At 36.8% G+C, this 21,275-nt stretch carries 18 protein-coding genes and 1 other annotated feature; of the genes, 6 read left to right on the top strand and 12 right to left on the bottom strand.

Annotated elements, in window-relative coordinates:
* Window positions 1-86: 86 nt before the first annotated feature.
* Genes RZ78_RS02380 through RZ78_RS02370 form a run of 3 tightly spaced genes read right to left on the bottom strand, consistent with a single transcriptional unit; the run spans window position 87 to window position 6,011 of the window.
* On the bottom strand, window positions 87-1,268 hold the full coding sequence (locus tag RZ78_RS02380; protein ID WP_054608015.1) for a restriction endonuclease subunit S: 1,182 nt from the start codon (window positions 1,266-1,268) through the stop codon (window positions 87-89).
* Window positions 1,255-2,865 (bottom strand): type I restriction-modification system subunit M, encoded by a 1,611-nt coding sequence (locus RZ78_RS02375; RefSeq protein WP_054608014.1) that lies wholly within the window; start codon window positions 2,863-2,865, stop codon window positions 1,255-1,257. Before RZ78_RS02375 ends, RZ78_RS02380 begins: the two co-directional genes overlap by 14 nt.
* An 11-nt stretch (window positions 2,866-2,876) precedes the next feature.
* Window positions 2,877-6,011: a type I restriction endonuclease subunit R gene (locus tag RZ78_RS02370; protein ID WP_054608013.1), complete on the bottom strand. Its 3,135-nt coding sequence runs from the start codon at window positions 6,009-6,011 to the stop codon at window positions 2,877-2,879.
* A 189-nt stretch (window positions 6,012-6,200) separates the two neighbouring features.
* Between RZ78_RS02370 and RZ78_RS02365 the strand changes: the two genes are divergently transcribed.
* Entirely contained in the window at window positions 6,201-7,316 is a 1,116-nt protein-coding gene (locus RZ78_RS02365) for a family 20 glycosylhydrolase (protein ID WP_054608012.1), read from the top strand.
* 160 nt (window positions 7,317-7,476) lie between these two features.
* On the opposite strand, the gene RZ78_RS02360 is transcribed toward RZ78_RS02365, so the two are convergent.
* Window positions 7,477-8,010 (bottom strand): YiiX/YebB-like N1pC/P60 family cysteine hydrolase, encoded by a 534-nt coding sequence (locus tag RZ78_RS02360; protein WP_054608011.1) that lies wholly within the window; start codon window positions 8,008-8,010, stop codon window positions 7,477-7,479.
* Window positions 8,011-8,064: 54 nt separating this feature from the next.
* Between RZ78_RS02360 and RZ78_RS02355 the strand changes: the two genes are divergently transcribed.
* Window positions 8,065-8,433 (top strand): hypothetical protein, encoded by a 369-nt coding sequence (locus RZ78_RS02355; RefSeq protein WP_054483089.1) that lies wholly within the window; start codon window positions 8,065-8,067, stop codon window positions 8,431-8,433.
* 24 nt (window positions 8,434-8,457) lie between these two features.
* Here the strand turns inward: RZ78_RS02355 and RZ78_RS02350 are convergent, their stop codons facing one another.
* Complete coding sequence (locus tag RZ78_RS02350; RefSeq protein ID WP_054608010.1) at window positions 8,458-9,069, bottom strand: histidine phosphatase family protein; 612 nt, start codon at window positions 9,067-9,069, stop codon at window positions 8,458-8,460.
* A 326-nt stretch (window positions 9,070-9,395) separates the two neighbouring features.
* On the opposite strand from RZ78_RS02350, the gene serC reads away from it, so the two are divergent.
* Together serC and RZ78_RS02340 are read left to right on the top strand one after the other, a co-directional pair.
* A complete protein-coding gene (gene serC / locus RZ78_RS02345) occupies window positions 9,396-10,466 on the top strand; it encodes a 3-phosphoserine/phosphohydroxythreonine transaminase (RefSeq protein WP_054608009.1) in 1,071 nt (356 codons plus the stop codon).
* A gap of 5 nt (window positions 10,467-10,471) precedes the next feature.
* Window positions 10,472-11,629 (top strand): phosphoglycerate dehydrogenase, encoded by a 1,158-nt coding sequence (locus RZ78_RS02340; RefSeq protein ID WP_054608008.1) that lies wholly within the window; start codon window positions 10,472-10,474, stop codon window positions 11,627-11,629.
* Window positions 11,630-11,661: 32 nt separating this feature from the next.
* Here RZ78_RS02340 and RZ78_RS02335 read toward each other — a convergent pair whose 3' ends face one another.
* The 4 genes from RZ78_RS02335 to RZ78_RS02320 form a co-directional block, all read right to left on the bottom strand.
* The gene (locus RZ78_RS02335; protein ID WP_191978828.1) at window positions 11,662-12,534 is read right to left on the bottom strand and encodes a hypothetical protein; all 873 of its coding nucleotides are present in this window, start codon (window positions 12,532-12,534) and stop codon (window positions 11,662-11,664) included.
* Window positions 12,535-12,774: 240 nt separating this feature from the next.
* Window positions 12,775-13,623: a hypothetical protein gene (locus tag RZ78_RS02330; RefSeq protein WP_054608006.1), complete on the bottom strand. Its 849-nt coding sequence runs from the start codon at window positions 13,621-13,623 to the stop codon at window positions 12,775-12,777.
* 34 nt (window positions 13,624-13,657) lie between these two features.
* Window positions 13,658-14,194, bottom strand: coding sequence for a DUF4811 domain-containing protein (locus RZ78_RS02325; protein ID WP_054608005.1), 537 nt, complete (start codon window positions 14,192-14,194; stop codon window positions 13,658-13,660).
* Complete coding sequence (locus RZ78_RS02320; RefSeq protein ID WP_054608004.1) at window positions 14,191-15,669, bottom strand: MDR family MFS transporter; 1,479 nt, start codon at window positions 15,667-15,669, stop codon at window positions 14,191-14,193. Before RZ78_RS02320 ends, RZ78_RS02325 begins: the two co-directional genes overlap by 4 nt.
* 124 nt (window positions 15,670-15,793) lie before the next feature.
* Here RZ78_RS02320 and RZ78_RS02315 point away from each other — a divergent pair, with 124 nt between their 5' ends.
* Window positions 15,794-16,333 carry a TetR/AcrR family transcriptional regulator gene (locus RZ78_RS02315; protein WP_054608003.1) on the top strand — a complete coding sequence of 180 codons (540 nt, stop codon included), beginning with the start codon at window positions 15,794-15,796 and terminating at the stop codon, window positions 16,331-16,333.
* A 37-nt stretch (window positions 16,334-16,370) separates the two neighbouring features.
* Here the strand turns inward: RZ78_RS02315 and RZ78_RS02310 are convergent, their stop codons facing one another.
* From RZ78_RS02310 to RZ78_RS02300, 3 genes are all read right to left on the bottom strand, one after another.
* Complete coding sequence (locus RZ78_RS02310; protein WP_054608002.1) at window positions 16,371-17,579, bottom strand: GH25 family lysozyme; 1,209 nt, start codon at window positions 17,577-17,579, stop codon at window positions 16,371-16,373.
* 183 nt (window positions 17,580-17,762) lie between these two features.
* Window positions 17,763-18,725: an NAD(P)H-quinone oxidoreductase gene (locus tag RZ78_RS02305; RefSeq protein ID WP_054608001.1), complete on the bottom strand. Its 963-nt coding sequence runs from the start codon at window positions 18,723-18,725 to the stop codon at window positions 17,763-17,765.
* A gap of 302 nt (window positions 18,726-19,027) precedes the next feature.
* On the bottom strand, window positions 19,028-19,420 hold the full coding sequence (locus tag RZ78_RS02300) for a tautomerase family protein (RefSeq protein ID WP_054604646.1): 393 nt from the start codon (window positions 19,418-19,420) through the stop codon (window positions 19,028-19,030).
* Between the two features lie 159 nt (window positions 19,421-19,579).
* Window positions 19,580-19,788 (top strand) — a binding site (T-box leader).
* A 59-nt stretch (window positions 19,789-19,847) separates the two neighbouring features.
* Between RZ78_RS02300 and asnS the strand changes: the two genes are divergently transcribed.
* A complete protein-coding gene (asnS, locus tag RZ78_RS02295; protein WP_054608000.1) occupies window positions 19,848-21,236 on the top strand; it encodes an asparagine--tRNA ligase in 1,389 nt (462 codons plus the stop codon).
* Window positions 21,237-21,275: the final 39 nt, after the last annotated feature.

Below are 21,275 nucleotides of genomic sequence, written 5' to 3'. Positions count from 1 at the left end.
TGATATATACATCTGAAAATATATTCATTCTTTTACTCAAAAAGTCACAAAAAATATTTAATAAATATCTTTTGTGACTTTTTAATTTATATGAACATCTTTTGTAGATACGCTTTCTTTTGTTGTTTTAAGGAGTCTATTTTTTTTGATTGATTATTTATAAACTGATCTAACTTAGAGAAAAATTTACTGATTTTTTGTTGCTCTCCTATACTTGGTACTAAAAGATTTATTTTCATCAATACATCAGCATTTAGTTTATATCTACCATTACCCGTTAAGTATTTTTCATATCTAATAAGTTTTAGAGCATATGACATAAAACTAGAATCTGATTTATTATCTTTACTTTGCAATACATGAGCATGGTTATTTACCCATATATTACCTTTTGTAAATATCACTGGATAGTTATTTACATCACTAGCTCCATCTTCAGCAATTAGAATATTATTACCAGTATGAGTGAAACTTTCAACATATCCTTGTATTCCATTAGCACCGTAATATGGAACATTCCCAGAAACCCTATCCTGTTCTTTAACAGGAACACGCTTATTATCTAAACGTGTCGTGATTTCAGAAATGTTTTTCTTTTTCCATCCCCCACTAAATCCACTAAATCTCAACCTAGGTATTGATTCTCCATCTTGTGGGAACATCTTTTGTAGATATCCATGTTTTAGTTTCTTTAATTGTTCTAGCTTTTGTATTTGAAGTTCGATAATTTTATCCATCCTTGTAAAGAATGAACCAATCTTTTGTTGTTCATATTGGGAAGGAAAGTTTAACGATATGCTGCCAAATGCCTTCTTATTAATATTCAATAGTCCATCCATTCTAGCACCAGAAGTAATCAATTTCCTAAGTTGCCTATCAGGGATTTTGGATTCGAACAATTTTTCAATAAAATTTGAGTCACCATTTTTCAATTCAAAACTATGGTATACCCTTGGTACAAGTGCTTTGTCATAATTCCTTAAGCAGAAGACTGCACCATATTCAGCAAGTTTAGAATTTCCATGGTTATAAGACAATTGACCCTTTTTTAGTAAAGTATAATTTTTTAACTCATTACCTGCTAATACAGTTCCGAATCTATCTTTTTGATTCATCCACCCTTTTCCTGCAGAAATTGTTAAAACGGGGAGACCTTTATCAGTTCCATCATTTCCCTGAACAAAGTTAACATTATTTTCTAAAATATCATTCTTCCATTCACCACTAAATCCTCTAAATCTAAGTCTAGGCACATTAGTCTTTGTCATTCTTATCCACATCCGTTTCAACTAAATCGGCTGCCATTTCATCGAATTCTTTTTGAACCTTTGCGATTTCAGCATCAAGATCTGCGATGTTTTGTTTTACTTCGTTAATATCAATATCTGGTTCTGGTTCGAATGTATCAACATAACGAGGAATGTTTAGATTGAAATCATTTTCTTTAATTTCATCGTAACTTGCGACGTGGGCATACTTGTCGACGTCTTTTCTGTTTTTGTAGGTATCGATGATTTTTTCGATATTTTCTTCGGTGATATTATTTTGGTTCTTACCCTTTTCGAATTCTCTAGAAGCATCGATGAATAGAACGTCTGAGTTATCCTTATTCTTCTTCAACACCAATACTAGAGTAGGAATACTTGTTGAATGGAAGATGTTGGCTGGTAGACCGATTACTGCATCGATTCTGTTATCTTCAATCAGCTTTTCACGAATCTTACCTTCCTTAGCACCTCTAAATAGGACACCGTGAGGAAGCACAATTCCCATCGTACCGTTTTCCTTCAAGTGGTATAAGCCGTGTAATAAGAATGCAAAATCAGCCTTAGACTTTGGAGGAAGTGCTCCATAATCTCTGAATCTTGGATCAGCTAGACGTGAGTCATCGTTATCCCACTTAGCTGAGTATGGTGGATTCATTACAACGGCGTCGAATTGGTATGGTTCTTCAACAGGCCAATCCTTGTCCAAGGTATCACCATTACGTAGTTCCATGTCTTCGTATGAGACACCGTGAAGCATTAAGTTCATACGAGCCAAGTTGTAAGTAGTGGTGTTTAGTTCTTGACCGTGGTACTTGATTAGTTCTGGTCTATCCACGTGTTGGGCCACGTTCAATAGTAATGAACCTGAACCAACGGCTGGATCATAAATAGTTCTGATTTGGTCATCCCCACCATTACGTTTGTAAGTCACAATTTGTGAGATGATGTCAGATACTTGGCGTGGAGTATAGAATTCTCCGGCCTTCTTACCAGCATCACTGGCGAATTGGGCGATTAGGTATTCGTATGCATCCCCCAATACATCCCCATTGTGACCGAATAAATCAATGCTGTTTAATGCCAACATGGTTTCACTAATGGCGTGGTTTCTTTGACGAATAGTTCCACCAAGCTTGTTACTGTGTAAATCAACATCTTGGAATAAACCGTCGAAATCGTTGTGTGAACTTTGGTTATTGGTTGATAATTCTAGTTCATGCAAAGCGGTTTCTAATTGTTCAATTTCAAAGCTACCATCATTAATGTTATCTATTAGTGAACTGTATAGGTTTTCTGGTTCAATGTGGTATCCATTCTTGTTCAATAGTGATGACATAGTGGCTTCTCTAGTCTTAATGTCACCAATCATGTTATTTGGATCCAAGAATTGTGTGTATTGTTTCTTTAATTCTGCATGGTTATTTTCATCCATACGGTTGCTTTCAGCAAAGGCCTTTAGTGCTTTTACTGATAGGAAACGATAGAAAATTAATCCTAATAAATAGTTCTTGTAGTCAGAGGCATCCATGTTACCTCGTAATGCATCAGCGGCACTCCAAAGAGCGCTTTCTAGGCTTTGTGTTTTTTCTTCAGGCATGTTCATTCTCCTTATAGGTATGCATCAATATCTTTATCAATAAATGAATTGATACTTTGATTTGCTTTAGCGTTATAAATAATTGGTATCTTAAGATTATCATCGCCTTGTTGTACAGCGGCGTGGTCTAAGTCACCATGGTCGATGAGATTTTGTAGGTGAGAACCTTCTTCAATGTTTCGATGGCGTTCTGTTGCGACCCGTTTTAGTTCTTCTGGATATAATCCCCACTTGTCAGCGAATTCATTTACCAAACCATTTAGTTTATTAGTCTTATATTGTTGAACAAAATCATCAAACTTATCTGGTTCAACCACGTGTTCATCCAAGTAGGATAAGATTTCACGTAACAATGCAGCTTGCTTTTCGTGACCAGACTTTTCGTACTTATTAATCTGTTCTTGAATTTCAGCTTCTTTTTGAAGGTAATCAGTCATGTTTTCTTGATATTCTTCATCAGTATCATAACTGTTACGGATATCAACCAACTCTTTTAATAGACCTGTGATGTAGTCATAATCTACTAAGACGGTTGATCCAATTGAAAGTGAAAAGTCCAAATTACTTAGTTCGTCGTCTTCATCATCATCTTGATTTTCTTGGATTTCGGACTTAATACGTTGGAACTTACCAATGTAGTGTTGGACTTCATCTTCACTAATCCCGAATTCTTCTTCGGCATTATCCCAAGTAAAGTCGTTATACATTGTTAATGAGTTCAATTGTGTATTAACACGTCTAAATGTCTTTACAAAATCAACCTTTGCTTCCTTACCCTTTAAATCATCGGCGGCATCAGCATTTGGTGCGATGCGTTTCAAATGAGCAACTTCACTCTTGAACTTAGCCACCGCATCCATGTACTTAGGACGCATTAGTTCTTCGTATGAACCTTCACCACCGTATAAGCGGTAAGCATCTTCTTCATTTTGTTGAGAGATAGCTGGCTTTCTAAATGTGACGATTTGACCTTCACGTTTTAAATCATTATTTTCCAAACGGTTGGTTCTTGAATATGCTTGAATCAAGTTCGCGTATTCGAACATCTTATCGACAAATAAAGTATTCAAACGTGGTGCATCAAAACCAGTCAATAATCTGTTCACAACAATTACTAGGTTGATTTCTTGATCACGTTTTAAATGGGCATAATAAGATTCACGACGAGCAGTTCTCTTCGCAACATCTTCGTTATAAAGATTAATTTCTTCATTGTTGTTATGGAAGTTGGTATCAAACATGGCGTTGTAGTCGGCTATTGCTTCATCCATTCCATCCATATTTTCCTTGTGCGCATCATCGTTTTCAGCTAGTGAGTATGTAATTGCAACACGAGGCCAATCTTTATCGACATCATTTGGATGTAATTTCTTACGTTCCTTGAATTTTTGGTAATAACGAATGGCCATTGGAATTGAACTAGTGGCCAAAATTCCATTGTAATTACCTTTACCTAGACTCATCTTCTTAGGACCTGTGGTTAAGATATAATCAACAACTTGATCCAAATGTTCATCTTTTTCGTATATATCATTTGGAAGGTATGATTCCTTTTCCACATCAGACATTTCGCTTAGTTCATTTTTGATGTCATTTTCTTCTGAGATGGTTAGTTCTTGGCCCTTTTTCTTTAGTTCCTTAGCGGTCTCTTTTTGCATGATTTCTTCAACGATTTCATTAACGTTGGCAATGGTGTTCACATGTTCAACGTTAAAAGGAAGAACTGCATGATCTTCTAGAGCGTTAACTAAGGTATAGCGGTGACATTCTTTACCGAATAGTTCTTGGGTGGTAACTCCACGGTCACCTTGGAACTTCTTTCTATTTTCATGGAAGATTGGGGTTCCGGTATATCCGTACCAATTGGCATTCTTGAATGCATTGCTGATATCTTGACGCATCTTTCCGAATTGGGAACGGTGCGCTTCATCAACGAAGAAACAAATTCGTTTATCTAATAACTTAGATTGAGATACTCTGGTATTTCTTCCTTCGTCTTGAGCTTGTTCTTCCGCATTAACTAAATTAGCCATCTTTTGAATCGATGAGATGATGATGTTATTGCCACCCTTTAATAAGGCCTGACGTAATTTCGAAGTATTGTCGGTCTTATTGATGGTCATATCATCGTTTGATGCGTAAGCTCTAAAGTTACCAACCGTTTGATCATCTAATGCCTTACGGTCAACTAAGAAGACAACTCTATCAACTGAAGGCATTTGAGCAGCCAATTTAGCGGTCTTGTATGATGTTAATGTCTTACCAGAACCGGTGGTGTGCCAAACGTATCCATTCTCGTGTTCTTTAATACGTTTTAGCACCGCTTCAATCGCGTAGATTTGGTATGGACGAAGTAATAATAACTTCTTACGTTCTTCATCAATGGCTTTGTATTCACTGACTAGTTTATGAGCCATTGGAATATTCAATGCTGACTTAGCAAAGTCCATCCCATTTTCGACAGGATTGTTATCCTCGTCACGCCACTTGAAGACAAATGACTTGTTGAATTCATCAGGACGAGCGTTAGCAAAGTAAGCTGAGCTGTCAGGACTCATGATGACAAACATTTGTAGTAATGAGTAAATGTCAGTGTATTTGTTTTCGCCGGCGTACTTTTTGATTTGGTTAAATGCTTGGTTAATTTCAACCGTTGATTTCTTTAATTCAATTTGAATTAATGGAAGACCATTGATTAATAAAGTCACATCAAAACGACGATCTGAATCATCGTCATTTGAACGTGGTCTGATGGCTTGGCGGACGATTTCATAACTTGAATGTCCTCCGCCAACATCTGCCTTCCAGAATATGTTTAATGTAACAGTCCCTAGTGATGCGTCGTCTCTTGGAATCTCAATCTTACCAATTCCATTTTCGGCATCTAGGATTTTAGCAGCATCGTATGGACTCTTTACATTACTGATGCGAGCTTTAACACGGTTAAACTCCTCATCAGTTAGTTCCTTATGTTTTAACACTGCAATATTGTTTCTATTAAGTTTTTCTCTGAAGTTTTCCCATAATTTATCGGGTGTAGCTTCGTATAAATCTTTTCGTTCTGTCCACTGATTACTTCCAATCGTTAATTGGTGGACAATTTCTTTTTCGAAATCTAATTCGCTTTGCGTTCTATAATTGGCCATATCAATTCACCTTAATATATTGTGTGTATAGATTTATTGTATCATAGGAAGATTGTAATTAAAGCGGCAATTATAGACGTTTATAGAACGTTATAAAATTTAAAGACAATGTGTTTAATTTTGTATAAATCTCCATTTCAATTTCATTATGATATACTTATTTTCATATAAGTATAAGGAAGCGATAATGTGAAGAAAATCATCAGTGCTTGTTTAACCGCCGTTGTTGTATTATCAAATGCTTTCTCGTTTGGGATTACATCATCAGCCAACAGCATTCAGGGTAATAAAGGTATGACATTGGATTGTGCGCGATCGTTTTACTCACCTAAATTAATCCGTAAATACATTGATACCCTGTCCAAAAATCATGCGGAATTCATGCTACTACATTTGACCGACAATGAACGATTTGGTGTCGAAAACAGCTATCTGGGTCAAACTACGAAAAAGGCCAAGGTCAAAAATGGTATCTATTTCAATCGTAAGACTCACAAGGCATTTCTAAGTAAAGCTCAACTAAAGAGTCTGATTAAATATGCCCAAAAAAGACACATCGAGTTAATTCCAGAAATCGATCTCCCTGGACACGACAAAGGAATTCTAAAACTACTTAGTTATACCAAATCCGGTCGTCGTTTGAAGAAACAACTGGTATATCGAGACGGCTATAATGAATTCAAACTTTCCAAGAAAGGCACCCTAACGCTTTCTAAGAGAATCTTATCCGAATACCTGCCACTATTACCTAAGGGCAATCATATTGGCATGGGCGCTGATGAAATCTCATTGGATAACAAGACTGAGGAAAATAACTTCGTTAAATACATCAACTCGATTGATTCATTTGTAAATAGAAAGGGTTATAAACTAACCGCCTGGAATGATAGTTTTCATAAACGAACCATCAATAGGTATCATAAAAACATTACCGTCTTCTATTGGAGTCAAAATGGCCAACAAAGTGATCCTGACGACAGAAAAGAACTAATCAGATTAAGAGCCACCCTTCCTCAATTGGTCCATCATGGTTTTAAGGTAATTAACTGTAACTTCTACTATCTATATGTAATTAACTTCCCTAAGATGTACACTGCACCATCTCGTTTTCATTGGAAGGAACTTCTAGACAAATGGAATGAACGCGTCTGGGACGACAATAATACATCCGATATTTACAAGGGTAATCAAAAGATTGACTCCGCCCTATGTATCTGGAGTGAACCACACGAAAAATACAGTTCAGCTAAGATATACCAACTATCACAAGAATATCTAAATGAGTTCTTGCAACATCAAGACTAATCTAAACGAAGAGTTATTAAGAGACTTTCCCGCAATCCAAGCTGCTCATATGGAATGAGCATGGATGAACGAAGATTACACCACTATTCGTGAACACCACCTCTTTGATATGCAAGAATTTCCACAACTATAAAAAAAGAAGCCAGGATGGCTTCTTTTTTTATTGGACATGTTCAACTAACTTAATCATCTTAGACTCTACCAATGAGTTTGGACTACTGCCCATTTCATCAGTTGGTACCGTCATTTCGTATTCTTGATAGTAATTGACCCACTCTTCATCAATCTGCTTGCCTTGTCCAAATCGTAATGGCGTTAGCTCAAATACCCCTTCTTTTTCATAGGCATGTGTCACCAATTGTGAGCAGTAAAAACTAGCATGTTGATTCAAAAAGAGATTGTTATAAGGTTTGCCAAGCATTGCTTTCGCACGACCAATCACTTCGTCTCTATCGATATCCTTAGTCACTCGATACAAGTCGATGTTTTGATCGTTTCGGTCATCTAAAAACTGACTCATCCTTTGTTTGACGACTCCACGGTTAGGAATCGCATGAATCACAAACGCTTCTTCATCGTTTACGTAAACTAGCGCAACATGGGAATAGTTATGTTTAATAGATGTTGAATTAGCAATTAAGTTAGAAAATTCGTCTTTCTTTGGTTCGATTAGTAATAAATCCGCATTTTTCATATTTAAATTCTTTCTTATTTTTAATATTTAAATGATAACATTATCGAGAATTTTATGATAACTGATATTGATAGAAGGAAGGGAAAAACGATTCGTAGAGACGTTGTTACAGGTGGGTTTCAACTCATCGGATCATTTATCAACCTATTCATATTTACATACATAGCATTACCACTAATTATTGGTGACAATACTAACCAACAGACTATTCTGTTGGGTGTATTAATCATCTTTATTAACCTATTCCAGGTTATCTTTACCTTCATTTCTGCCAGTAAGAAGAAACTGCTATCAGCATCGTTTATCATCTTATTGATTGAAATCTTTATAATCGGTCTAGGTAGTCACTTTCCGTTTAAAGAAACACTTATCATATCACTATCAACAATTGTGCTAGCAATTCAGATAATGATGTTCGACTAAAAAAGGGCCAGTATGGCTCTTTTTTTAATACATGCGGTTAAAGTAATCCACGTAGTATTGATGATTCTTCAATCTAATCTTTGTCACGGAAGTGTTGTCAGGTTCAATCACAGACATTGGATCATCTTGTTGTCTTAATGCCACCAACATGGCTGACTTCACAGTAAAACCATGTGATACCAAGATGAACTTGCCATCTGGATACTTCGCAGCGACTTCTTCCATGAACTCACTGACGCGTTGTTCGACGTGTTCAAAGGTTTCCCCATCGGCTAGCGGTGCATAACTAGGTAGTACATCCTCTAGTTCTTCATCGAAGACTTCTGGATAGGTCTTCATCAATTCGGCATTGGATTGACCATCCCACTTACCATATGAAATTTCCAACAATCGTTCGTCTTTTTCGATCGGTAGACCGACTCCAGCATTTAAATAATTAGCAGTATCTTGAGTTCTTTGAAGTGGACTTACATAGATTTTATCGGCAAAACTAATGTCAAAATGATCATGTAAATGCTGTGCTTGTTGCTTCCCTAAATCGGATAAGTAGGTGATTTCAGAGTTAATCGTCCCCTGCTTTAACCCCTGTTGATTGGCGAATGTTTTACCGTGGCGAACAAAATAAAACTCAGTCAAAATAAAACTCTCCTTTCAATGAAACACGTATATTTTGATTTATTATAACATTTTTGTTTGCAAATTATTATATGAGTGTTAAAATTTGGTTAAATTAAAGGAGGAGGTAATTAAAATGTTAAGAAATACAAATATTAATAATTTAATTGTCTCTTCCTGGTCTACACATCCATTTATGTAGGCCTATTTATACGAAACTTGTGCCCTGCATAGATGGTTAACATTTTGTGGGGTCTAAAAGACAATACACTTGAACTAGTGGCCCCACAGAACTGTCTCTGTGGGGCTTTTTTATTTCGTTTAATCTATTTTTGGGAGTGAGAATTGTGACTGTATATAATTTTTCAGCTGGTCCAGCAGTAATGCCGAAACCAGTTATTGATCAGATTCAACGTGAGATGCCATCGTTTAACGATAGTGGCATGAGTATTTTGGAGATTTCACACCGCAGCACCCTGTTTGAAAATGTATTAAATGACGCTAAGCAAAACATCAAGGACCTAATGCATGTTCCTGATAACTACCATATTCTATTCTGCCAAGGTGGTGGGACCGGTCAGTTTGCTGCTGTTCCGTTGAACTTAGCTAACCACAGAGAAAAGATTGCCTTTCTAGATAGTGGTCATTGGAATAAGAAGGCCTATCAAGAAGCAGAACAACTGGGATACGGAATCGATATCATCAAAGACGATGGACAACTTCCATATCCAAGCGATAACTTTGACGAGAATCTTTATGATTACTTGCATGTAACCATCAACAACACGATTGAAGGCTCTACATACCATCCCAATCATTTACCAAATGTCAAAGACATCCCATTAGTTGGTGATATGTCTTCCAACTTCATGGCTGAATCATATGATGTAAACGACTTTGGCCTTATCTTTGCGGGTGCGCAAAAGAACTTGGCTCCAGCTGGCCTAACAATCGTTATCGTAAGAGATGACCTAATTGATCCAGCCAAACATATCCCAACCATTCTTAACTACGAAGCCTATGCCAAGAAGAACTCAATGTTTAACACTCCACCGGTCTTCCCTATTTACGCTGCCAAACTAACCACTCAATGGTTATTAGACAACGGCGGAATTGCCGAAATGGAAAAACGCGATATTCAAAAGAGCAGCATGCTATATGACTATCTTGATCAATCAAGCCTATTCCATAACAACGTCAAAAAAGATGAACGCTCATACACCAACATCGTCTTCACTACCAATGACGATGACCTAGATGCACAATTCGTCGACTTCGCAGCCGAACACGACCTAATTAGTCTAAAGGGTCACAGAAGCATCGGTGGACTTCGTGCCAGTCTATACAACGCAATGCCTGTTGAAGGTGTTGAAAAACTAATTGATGTCCTAACTAAATTCGAACAAACTCGGGGGTAATAATTATGTATAACGTTAAAACTTTTAATGCCATTTCACAGGATGGTTTAGACAAATTCAGTGATAAATACCAGATTAACCAAAGCGATAATCCAGACGCATACCTAATCCGCTCAGCCAACATGTTAGATGCTGACTTCCCTGAAAAACTAAAGGTAATTGTCAGAGCCGGTGCTGGTTTTAATAACCTTCCAATCGATCGACTATCAGAACTAGGCATCGCCGCCTTCAACACTCCAGGAAGTAACGCCAATGCCGTAAAGGAAGTCGTCCTATCAATGATTATTGCTTCTGTTCGTCATCTATTCCCCGTAGCGAACTTCTCAGCTAACAACTTACATGCTGATATCTCAAAGATGAAGAAAATCGATCCACGTTTCAAAGGAACAGAAATCAGAGATAAGACCCTAGCCGTGATTGGTTTAGGTCACGTCGGTTCACTAGTAGCCAACGCCGCTAACGACCTAGGCATGGATGTTGTCGGATACGACCCTTACCTATCATCAGACGCTGCTTGGCGCATTGAAAGTGATATCACTCGTGCCAACACCCTAGAAGATGCAATTAAGGATGCCGACATCGTCACCGTCCACGTTCCTAAGAATGACGAGACTACCGACCTCATCGATGGTGATGCAATCAATCAAATGAAGACTGGCGTAAGCATCCTAAACTATGCGCGTCTGGGCATCGTGAATAACCAGGCCGTCGTTGATGCTTTAGATGAAGGAAAAGTTGCCTCATACATTACCGACTTTGGTGATGACGTCTTAATGAATCGCGAGGATGTCGTCATCACTCCACACATCGGTGGATCAACCGTCGAAGCTGAAGGAAACGGTGCTGTCAGAGGTGCTAAGATTATTCAACGTTACCTAGAAACCGGTAACCTATCACAATCATTGAACCTACCAAACATGAACGTTTCAATGCACTCACCTTACCGCATTACCTTGATTCATAAGAACATTCCAAACATGGTTGGTCAAATCGCCACCAAAGCAGCCGACAACAACTTTAACATCAATCAAATGAGTAACGGTGCTAAGGGTGAAATGGCGTATACAATGGTCGATTTTTGTGACGAACCAACTGAGCCATTATTAAACGATTTAAAATCAATCAACGAAGTTATTCGAGTTCGCGTTATCAAACGCAAATAAAAAAGGAAGCCCCAGCGGGCTTCCTTTTTTGTTTATTTGTATTTAGTATCAGCTGATAGGATAACAATGTTTACTTGAACGGTAATGTCGGTTCTAATCACTCTTAAACCAATTCCGTAGTATCTTAATCCATCTGATTCATTGCCTAGTAGTTGGGCCTTGTGGCTATCACCTGAAGCGCCATCATCAGTAATCATTTCGTTAAAGTACCTAACGTAATCTGAGACGTTGTAGTAGTTCTTATCTAGAGTGGCATAACCATTTGATTCATAGATATCGTTTTGGTTCTTAACAATCTTCATTCTTTGACCATCTAAGATAGCAGCCTCTTGACGATGACGTTTGCCATCTCTGGTAGTGTAATGTGAAGCTTCCCCCATGGTTGGATCAACGTAGTTGGCACGTTCTTGCGCAACCTTGTCTAATCCACGACTTGAAACCCATGAACCGTTATCAGTCTTTTTTCTTTGATTTTGGACAAAGTTAACAAACTTAGCTCTGATTCTAGATTTGATTTGACTATCAGATAGTTGAGTTAGTTGTCGACTATCTAAGTCGGAAGAATCATTGATACGTGGTGATAGTTCATATGTAGACTTGGTAGTCACCTTTCTTTTCACAACGTATAAATCAGATGATTTCATCCAACCTGATTTCTTACTACTCTTGCTTTGGACTAACTTATATGTAGTCTTCTTAACCTTAGCACTTTTCTTTTCGTATAGTGATTCTTTTCCGAAGTATTTTTTAGCGGATTTAGTTTTAATCTTTTTAATTTTTTGTGAGTCGTATAAGCTGGTATCTTTTTTCAAGCTAACCTGTGAATCTGATGCGTTAGCCTCAGCTTTAGCGTGTTGCGTATTTGCCATCATTAAACCTGATGAAACGATTCCTGCAATCATCACTGTCTTCAAAATTTGCTTAAGTGATAAAATGATTATGCCCCTCTCTTAAATTCTTAATTTTTTCTTAAGATTACACTAAAGATTATATAATGTTTAATTAGTTTAAGAAAGGTGTAAATTGATAAATTTTTTCTAAAGAAAATCACTTATTTTTATACAGATATTCCAACAAAGTAAATCAAAAACGGATACTTATAACAAGTATCCGTTTTTGATTATACAAGAGTCTTATCGTTTCTATTATTTTTTATTTGATTTTAATTTCTTTAAAACAATCTTAAACAAGATTTTTTGAAGAAAATTAGGCTTTTTCTTAGCAGCGATTTCTAGTCCATTTTTAAATTCGACCATTAAATGCCATTTGTGACCATCAATAATTTCTTTAGGAGCAGATGCTGGTAGGAAAACGCCAAGTTTAACTTCCATTCTGTTTCCTCTGTCCTTTAATTGATGCATCCCTAAAATTGTAGTATCAAGTCCATTATCAGCTAAATAAGTTTTTCCCATCATAACGATGTCAGTATCTTCATCTGGTTGAATTGGGTAATCCTTGCTTCCAGCTGGTTTTAAATCTAAATATGATGGATCCTTGTACATACCAAATGTTTCAATAATTCTTTGTTCACCTTTGTTATTAGCATCAAAGAAGTAGTGTTCAGGGTGAATCGTTGAAGGCATGTACAAATCATTCTTCTTTGATAGTAATTGGTTAAACATCATGAATTGTGGAAGGGAAATGTTTTCCGTCTTAACATCAACAATTGCTTGTTGGTATGGTTGTGAGAAATCTGCAGTTTCATTGATTTCTTTCCACATTTGATCACTTGACTTAATTTCATCGCTGAATAGTTCTAGTGTCTTTTCTTTACAAATTTCTTCTCTTGTTTGAGCCAATGCTCTCTTGGCATCCTCTAGACTAAGTGATAGCAATTCAGATTGTGTCTTTTCGACACCGTCCAATTTGATTGAAATCCCTTTTTTACCAAAGATTTCAAAGACATGATGATAACGTTTCATTTCCATTTCTTCAATTTCTGCTAAAGAAATTTTCTTGCCGTCCACTTCAAATTGCATTTTGTAATCCTTCATTTGTATTCACTCCTTTATTTATACACTAATTATATTACTTCTTAATTACTTGCCAATTATTTGGCACAATCATTTCGTTTTTAATTGAAACGGTGTTTTCTTTTGTTTCATTACCAACATCAAATAAATTCTTCATAAGTTTACTTGAGTACTTCCAAGTGGTCTTAGATGTCTTTACATATGCTTTTTGACCAGAAACCATGCGGTATGTTGATCTTTGTTTAACAGCTTCAACAATGTCTTTCTTGTTTGGCACAAAATGAGCGCTTGGTTTTGCATCAGTAGATTTGTCTTTGTATACCAATACATAGTTATCAGTACCAATCTTCTTTACGGCCACAGCCTTGACTGGTGAAATTGCTGGGGTAATTGAGTGAACCTCTGTAGTTGTGACAGTTGTGACTTTTTTCATCCCATAATGATTACTCATATTCATTGATAAACCAATTATGGCAGCCAATAGTACTAATGTTGAGATAATTCCACAAATCCATTTTAATACTGGCTTGCTAATTACTAACCATGATACAAAAGTCAAAATAACGAATAGACCAATTATCCATAAAATCATTTTGTAACCTCCTTCTTGTTGTTACGACTAATTAATACGAATAATAGTCCAACAACTGCGAATGCTAAACTGATGATAAATACTACTCTGAATCCGTAGATTGATGCATCTAAAGCTTTATCAGCATATCTTAGTGGATCAGTGTGTGCCAAACTCTTTGCGGGTGCATTGTTGTTAGCGATGTTTTGAATTACTGAAGTTAGAATTGCAACAACGATACTTGAACTTACTTGTCTCAATGTGTTGTTAGCGGCAGTTCCATCAGCACCCTTCTTAGTTGGTAATGAGTCCATGGCAGCTGTGGTTAATGGCATCATTACAGTTGCGATTCCCATCATTCTAATTGCGTATAGTACAGTGATGATGATGGTTGGTGTTTCAGCATTGATAAATACAAATGGTAGAGTTCCTAAGATTAATAGTAAGAAACCAACAATACTTAGTAGCTTAATTCCTACCTTGTTGTATAAAGCACCAGCAATTGGTGACATGATACCCATGAATAAGGCACCGTATAGTAATGTTAAACCAGAATCTAGTGGAGTTAATCCTCTTACGTTTTGTAGGTAAGTTGGTAGTACCATTTCAATTCCATACATTGCCATAGTAGCAAGTAGCAATGAAATAGTTGGAATAGTGAAGTCCTTGTTCATAAATACGCGAACGTCTAGGAAAGGAACCTTCATTCTTAATTGTTTTACGACAAACACTACTAGGAATAAAACTCCAATTAGAATTGGTAGGATTACTTCTTTGAAGTCACCCCAGCCTTGTGAACTTACGTTAGTGAATCCCCAGATGAATAGTCCAAATCCAGCAACTGAAAGAATAAATGATGTAATGTCTAATTTTTGCTTAGTATTTTCAACAACATCCTTTAGTAAAAATGGTGCTAATACCGTTGCCAAAGCAATAAAGATAAGTGGAATGATGAAGATGTTTTGCCATGCATTACTTAGTGTGAATCCTAAAATGTGGTGGCTCTTGTTTAGAATCCAACCTGTTAATGTTGGTCCAAATGCTGGAGCCATCCCAACAACTAATCCCATCATCCCCATTGCAAATGCTCTTTCTTTAGGACTGTACATGTTTAAAATCACAATTTGCATTAATGGTAAGATGATTCCAACTGCGACTGCAGCAACAATTCTTCCGACTACGAAGATCCACCATAAGTTACTTTGTTCCGGAGTCAACATACTGATTAAAATACCAATTAGTAATAATCCATATGCAACTACGTGTAACCATTTAGTTGAGAAACGGTTAGCCAAGAATGCGCTGACCGGAACCATTGCCCCATTAACTAATAGGAACCAAGTGGTAGCTTGTTGTGCTGTACTTAAATTAATATTGAAGGCGTGCATTAGAGTTGGTAATGCCGTCCCCAATGATGTTTGCATTAATGCCCCAGCCATTGCAGCTAGCATCAATACAAGTAATATCAATGAACGATTGTATTTCTTTTCTTGCATTTTTCATTCTCCTCTCTATGTGATACAATTTGTATCAGTTAACGAAGATTATTCTAGCAGAATTATCAGAAAGGAGAAGACCTTTTAGTGGAACAAAATCCGCTAAAATGTCGCAGCAATAACAATGAGATATGGAACACAAGAGAACATTCGCGTTAAAAAACAGATTGTTAACGGTCTTTTCAGCCTATTAAAGAAAAAGGCGTTCACCGATATTTCCGTCTCTGATTTAATCAAGGAGTCCGGTGTATCAAGATCAAGCTACTACCGAAACTTCTATAATAAAGAAGAAATTATCGACTTTTATTTTGATAACATCCGTGATTCCGAGGAGATAACTACCATTTCTTCAAACGACTTAGTATCATTTTTAGACCAACCTCATTTGATTACCGAGGCATTCACCTCGTTATATCAGGAAAAGGATAACTTGATCCTTCTTTTGGAAAATCGTTTAGGTGATTATATTTATGGATTATTTAACGAACGTGTCATGAATATCGCTGGTGACATGCCAGCCCAGTCAATTGATCGTTATAAGCTCTACTTTTATAGTGGTGCGGCGTATAGTTTCCTAGTCAACTGGCTAAAAGACGGATGCATCGAATCCCCCGAACAAATGGGAAAACAATTCATTATGTATTTAAAAAATGGTATCCAATAAAAAAAGACATCGCGCTTAGGCGATGTCTTTTAATTTATTAAATTCCACGTTGGTAAATCCAACCAATGAACTTACCTTCGTAATAACATTTGTAGTAATAAGTCTTCCAACCATCTTTAATTGCACGACCAGTAATGTGGACTGTCTTACCTGCGTATTCACTTGCTGTTCCCATTGTCTTGAAATCAGCAAAATGACTTTGTGTTACATGGTTGTAGAATCTGTAGTTACTATTTAGTTTAACTTTTTTGTGCATGTTAACTTTAGAATAACTAATGTGTGGACCTAATCCATTTTGGTTGATCCAACCTAATAACTTACCATTTTCGTATACACGGTAGTAAGTGCGACCATTTACGGTTGCCTTTAAATCTACCGTTACATTCTTACCATGGAATGTACGACCATAGTGAGTTCTGTGAAGTTCACTAAAGTAGTTGTTTCCAGGAACATGGTTGTAGAAGTTATACTTAACGGCTGTCTTCACAGTCAATGTCTTGTTTTCCTTAGTGTATGTCACATTAGATTTTGGCTTACTTGGCTTGTTATTGTTATTGTTGCTGTTATTTGTAGCATCAATAAACCAAGAGCTATTCTTTTGTGTTAATACGCTTGCATCAACGTATTGGTTCAATGCTGGAGAATAGAAGTGATCTGTGTATTGCCATAAAACATGTTCTCTTTGTGGTTCATTTGTTTGGTAAGCTGCTAACCAGTAACCATCATATGAACTAACGGCATCGGCGGCATGAGAAGCCATGAAGCTTTGGTAGGAATAGAAAAGAATCTTTCTATTACCAACTAGTGGTCTCAAGGCATCAACCCATGCTTTGGTAGCGGCATTAGTTCCACCTGACTTAACAGTTTGTTGTTCATAATCGTTAACATAGAATCTAGCTTCTGGAGCACGACTGTATAATGTCTTTGCTTCGCTAGCTGCATCTGAAGGACTGGTGTATTGACTAAATGAATATACACCGTATGGAACACCATACTTCTTCATTAAAGCAACGTTGTGGGCAAATGTCTTATCATGGTAGGCACTACCAAATTGAACACGAAGAATTACGAAAGGCACTTCGTTCTTCAATGTCTTCACTTGATTATCGGTGAAGTTACCTTGCCATTCAGATAAATCGTAAACGTTGTTAGATACGGCATTACTCTTCACAGATGTGAATGAAATACATAGTACCCCAATCAACGCGACCCCAAAACTCATCAATAAATACTTTAGTTTATACATACTCTCATCCTTTAACAATTATGATTACCTCTATTGTACAATCTAAATATTGCAAGAATACTATACACAAGTTACAATTTTTCCCAATTTCTTTACAAATTATTAAATATTTGGTTACAAATTGTAAAATTTTTAATCTTGACATTTTTAAAAACAACAAAAGACGCCTATTTAGGCGTCTTACTATTTAACATTTAAGATGATTTTACCAGTGTTTTGTTTCTCACGCATACAAGATAAAGCTTGTTCTGATTCGGATAAATCAAACTCGTTGCTGACATGTAATTTGATCTTATCATCGGCTAACAGGTCATAGACATCATTACTGAAGTCACTGATTAGTTTGGCCTTGTATTCGTTACTTCTAGGTGACAATAATGTTCCAGTAATTGAGATTCTTTTACCAATAATATCCATGATATTAACGTCTTTAATCTCACTTCCACCAAGGTTACCAATTAGAATGATTTGGCCGTCCATTGCAACTGATTTGATGTTTTGTTGATAATAACTGGCACCGATGAAGTCTAAGATTAAGTCGGCACCATGCCCGTCGGTAATTCTTTGCACCTCTTCTGCAAAGTCACTATTGCGATAATCAATTGCGTAATCGGCACCATAGTCTAAACAAATATCGGCCTTCTTGGTACTAGATGTTGTAATGACGGTAGCCTTGGTAAGTAGTTTAACCAATTGAATTGCGGCAGTTCCTACCCCACTGGCTCCCGCATGAATTAAGACAGTTTGATTATCTTGTAGGTTCCCAATCGTAAATAGTGTTTGATAGGCGGTTAGAAAGCTTTCAGGAATGGTGGCCGCTTTTTTGTAATCAATGTTGTCTGGAATTGGCATTAATCGTTCTGACGGAACAGCGATGTATTCAGCATATCCGCCGTCATCAATCAATCCCATTACGCGGGTTCCTTCATTATACTTTGTATCATTTCCGTTAACGACTTCCCCAGCCATTTCCAATCCTAATACAGTTTCTTCTGGTTTAACCTTTTGATCCGCCCATAACAAATCAACATGGTTAACGCCGACTGCATGGATTTTGACCAAAACATCCCCATCTTTTAGTTCTGGCATCGGTGCATCAACCAAGGAATTCGATTTTTTTGCGCTGGCAATATTAACCACTTTCATATATATAAACCTCACTCTTTTATTTTCATTTAAGATAGACAACGTGTCTAATCGGTGTATTTACTAGTTTCTAAAAAAATATATTAGCTACTTTTAACCCAGTGATTAAATTCATTTTATTTCGTTTAATACTTCTACTGGTATATATTAATTTTGTTACTAAACTTTTAGTTAACGATGCCGCCACATCGTGCTATTATCGACTTGAAGCTGATAACTTGATACACCTTTTCAACTCAGCTTGTTATCTTAACTTACAAACTAACTCTACATAAAAAGTGCGGCTCAATAACCGCACTTTTTTATTTTAGTGGACCATCAATAAATTGAGCGACTCCGTTTCCAAAACTCCAATCTTCATCGGTATTGGTAGTCAAGTTAATCATTAAGTCGGTCTTCTTGATGCCTAGCTTGTCTTCTAATTGTTCAGCCAAGTCGTGGTAGAACTTCAACTTCTGTTCCTTAGTTCTTGGTCTGGTAGTAAGACTAAATACAACAACGTCGTTAGTACGATCAAAACCTAGTCCGGTATCTAGAATGTTCATTTCAAAATCTTCATGTTGAGTTAGAATTTGGTATCTATCCCCATCTGGAGCACCAAAGCAGTCTAGCATGACATGGTAAGAAATATCCATTAGTTGCTTTAAGTAATCGCGGTCATGGCCCTTGATTACGTCAATATTCATTTTTGGCATTTTACGTTCCCCTTACATAAAATAAGTTATTTAATGAAACCATTATCCAATATGTACATATCTAATGCAATCAATACGCTTTTTTGTCTTTGCCCTACTTTTATATTGTAATTAATGTCAAAATAGTGGTAATATTTAAATGTGAAAAATAGTTAATATGATAGAACTATAAATACGGATGAGTAGTTGATGAATCTTATCAGCGAGTTAAGGATAGTGAGAGCTTAATAATACTTTCATCAATGAATAACACCTATTTGTTTTCGTTTTGAATCTTTAGTAGAGACGAACGCACATCAAAGCGTTATTTGATTGAGTGGCCTATTTATAGGCACTTTAGGTGGTACCGCGGAACTTTCGTCCTAATTTTTGGGGCGGAAGTTTTTTATTTACCGCTATTTATAGTTTACGGAAAGGCGTGAATCACATGACACAACTTAGTGTTAAGGATCTATACACTAAAGATCTAGAAGATAACACAACAGTTTCTCTTGAAGGTTCAATTAAGACCATTCGTGGTTCAAAAAACATCAGTTTTATCGAATTAAACGATGGTTCTTGCTTCAAGAGTGCTCAAATTATCGTTAAAAAGAGTAACGAAAACTTTGAACAAATCAGCAAGCTTCCAATCGCTTCAACAATCACTGTTGAAGGTGCCTTTGTGAAGACTCCAGATGCCCCTCAACCTTTTGAAGTGCACGGAGAAAAGGTAGAACTAGTTGGTCGTTCAGACTCTGACTACCCTCTACAAAAGAAGAAGACTTCTTACGAATTCCTACGTACTATCGCTCACTTGCGTCCACGTACTAATACTTTCTACTCAGTATTTAGAATTCGTTCACTAGCTGCATTTGCAGTTCACGAATACCTACAACACAATGACTTCGTTTACGTTAACACCCCAATCATCACAAGTAGTGATACTGAAGGTGCAGGTGAAATGTTCAGAGTTACAACTATGGACATGGACAACCTTCCAAAAGATGACCAAGGTCACGTAGACAACTCAAAGGACTTCTTCAAGACTGAAACTAACCTAACTGTTAGTGGTCAACTTCCAGAAGAAGCATTCACTATGGCATTCAAGAATGTGTATACTTTCGGTCCTACTTTCAGAGCTGAAAATTCACACACTCCTCGTCATGCTTCTGAATTCTGGATGATTGAACCAGATATGGCATACACTCGCCTACCAGGTATGATGGATGTTGCTGAAGGTTTACTAAAATACGTTATCAACTACGTTTTAGATTATGCTAAGGATGAACTAGAATTCTTAGATGAAAACGTTAAACCAGGCCTAATTGAAAAACTACAAAAGACTGCTAGCGAAGACTTCGCCCGTGTTACTTACACTGACGCTGTTAAGTTACTTCAAGATGCAGATGTAGAATTCAAGGTTCCAGTTGAATGGGGAATTGATTTACAATCAGAACACGAAAGATACTTGTGTGAAGATGTCTACAAACGCCCTACTTTCTTAACTGATTACCCAAGAGATATCAAGGCATTCTACATGCGTGATAACGACGATGGTAAGACTGTTGCCGCTGCTGACTGTTTAGTACCAGGAATTGGTGAAATCGTCGGTGGTAGTGAACGTGAAGAACGTTACGATGTCTTAAACGACAAGATCAAAGAATTTGACTTAAACCCAGAAGAATACGACTGGTACGAAGACCTACGTAAGTACGGTGAAATCAAGCATTCCGGTTTCGGTATTGGTTTCGAACGTTTAGTTATGTACGTTACTGGTATGGAAAACATCAGAGATGTTATCCCATTCCCACGTGAACCAGGTAGCGCTAAATTCTAATAAGTTTTAAAAAGAGCATTCGTTTAGAATGCTCTTTTA

Source organism: Apilactobacillus kunkeei, assembly GCF_001308195.1.
Lineage (GTDB): Bacteria > Bacillota > Bacilli > Lactobacillales > Lactobacillaceae > Apilactobacillus > Apilactobacillus kunkeei_C.
The sequence above is the reverse complement of the archived record's forward strand: the minus strand, read 5'-3'. Positions and strand labels throughout refer to the sequence as shown.

Coding starts and splice junctions, on each gene's coding strand:
- RZ78_RS02380 (WP_054608015.1), bottom strand. CDS start 1,268: ATGACAAAGACTAATGTGCCTAGACTTAGATTTAGAGGATTTAGTGGT.
- RZ78_RS02375 (WP_054608014.1), bottom strand. CDS start 2,865: ATGCCTGAAGAAAAAACACAAAGCCTAGAAAGCGCTCTTTGGAGTGCC.
- RZ78_RS02370 (WP_054608013.1), bottom strand. CDS start 6,011: ATGGCCAATTATAGAACGCAAAGCGAATTAGATTTCGAAAAAGAAATT.
- RZ78_RS02360 (WP_054608011.1), bottom strand. CDS start 8,010: ATGAAAAATGCGGATTTATTACTAATCGAACCAAAGAAAGACGAATTT.
- RZ78_RS02355 (WP_054483089.1), top strand. CDS start 8,065: ATGATAACTGATATTGATAGAAGGAAGGGAAAAACGATTCGTAGAGAC.
- RZ78_RS02340 (WP_054608008.1), top strand. CDS start 10,472: ATGTATAACGTTAAAACTTTTAATGCCATTTCACAGGATGGTTTAGAC.
- RZ78_RS02330 (WP_054608006.1), bottom strand. CDS start 13,623: ATGAAGGATTACAAAATGCAATTTGAAGTGGACGGCAAGAAAATTTCT.
- RZ78_RS02325 (WP_054608005.1), bottom strand. CDS start 14,194: ATGATTTTATGGATAATTGGTCTATTCGTTATTTTGACTTTTGTATCA.
- RZ78_RS02320 (WP_054608004.1), bottom strand. CDS start 15,669: ATGCAAGAAAAGAAATACAATCGTTCATTGATATTACTTGTATTGATG.
- RZ78_RS02315 (WP_054608003.1), top strand. CDS start 15,794: ATGAGATATGGAACACAAGAGAACATTCGCGTTAAAAAACAGATTGTT.
- RZ78_RS02310 (WP_054608002.1), bottom strand. CDS start 17,579: ATGTATAAACTAAAGTATTTATTGATGAGTTTTGGGGTCGCGTTGATT.
- RZ78_RS02305 (WP_054608001.1), bottom strand. CDS start 18,725: ATGAAAGTGGTTAATATTGCCAGCGCAAAAAAATCGAATTCCTTGGTT.
- RZ78_RS02300 (WP_054604646.1), bottom strand. CDS start 19,420: ATGCCAAAAATGAATATTGACGTAATCAAGGGCCATGACCGCGATTAC.
- asnS (WP_054608000.1), top strand. CDS start 19,848: ATGACACAACTTAGTGTTAAGGATCTATACACTAAAGATCTAGAAGAT.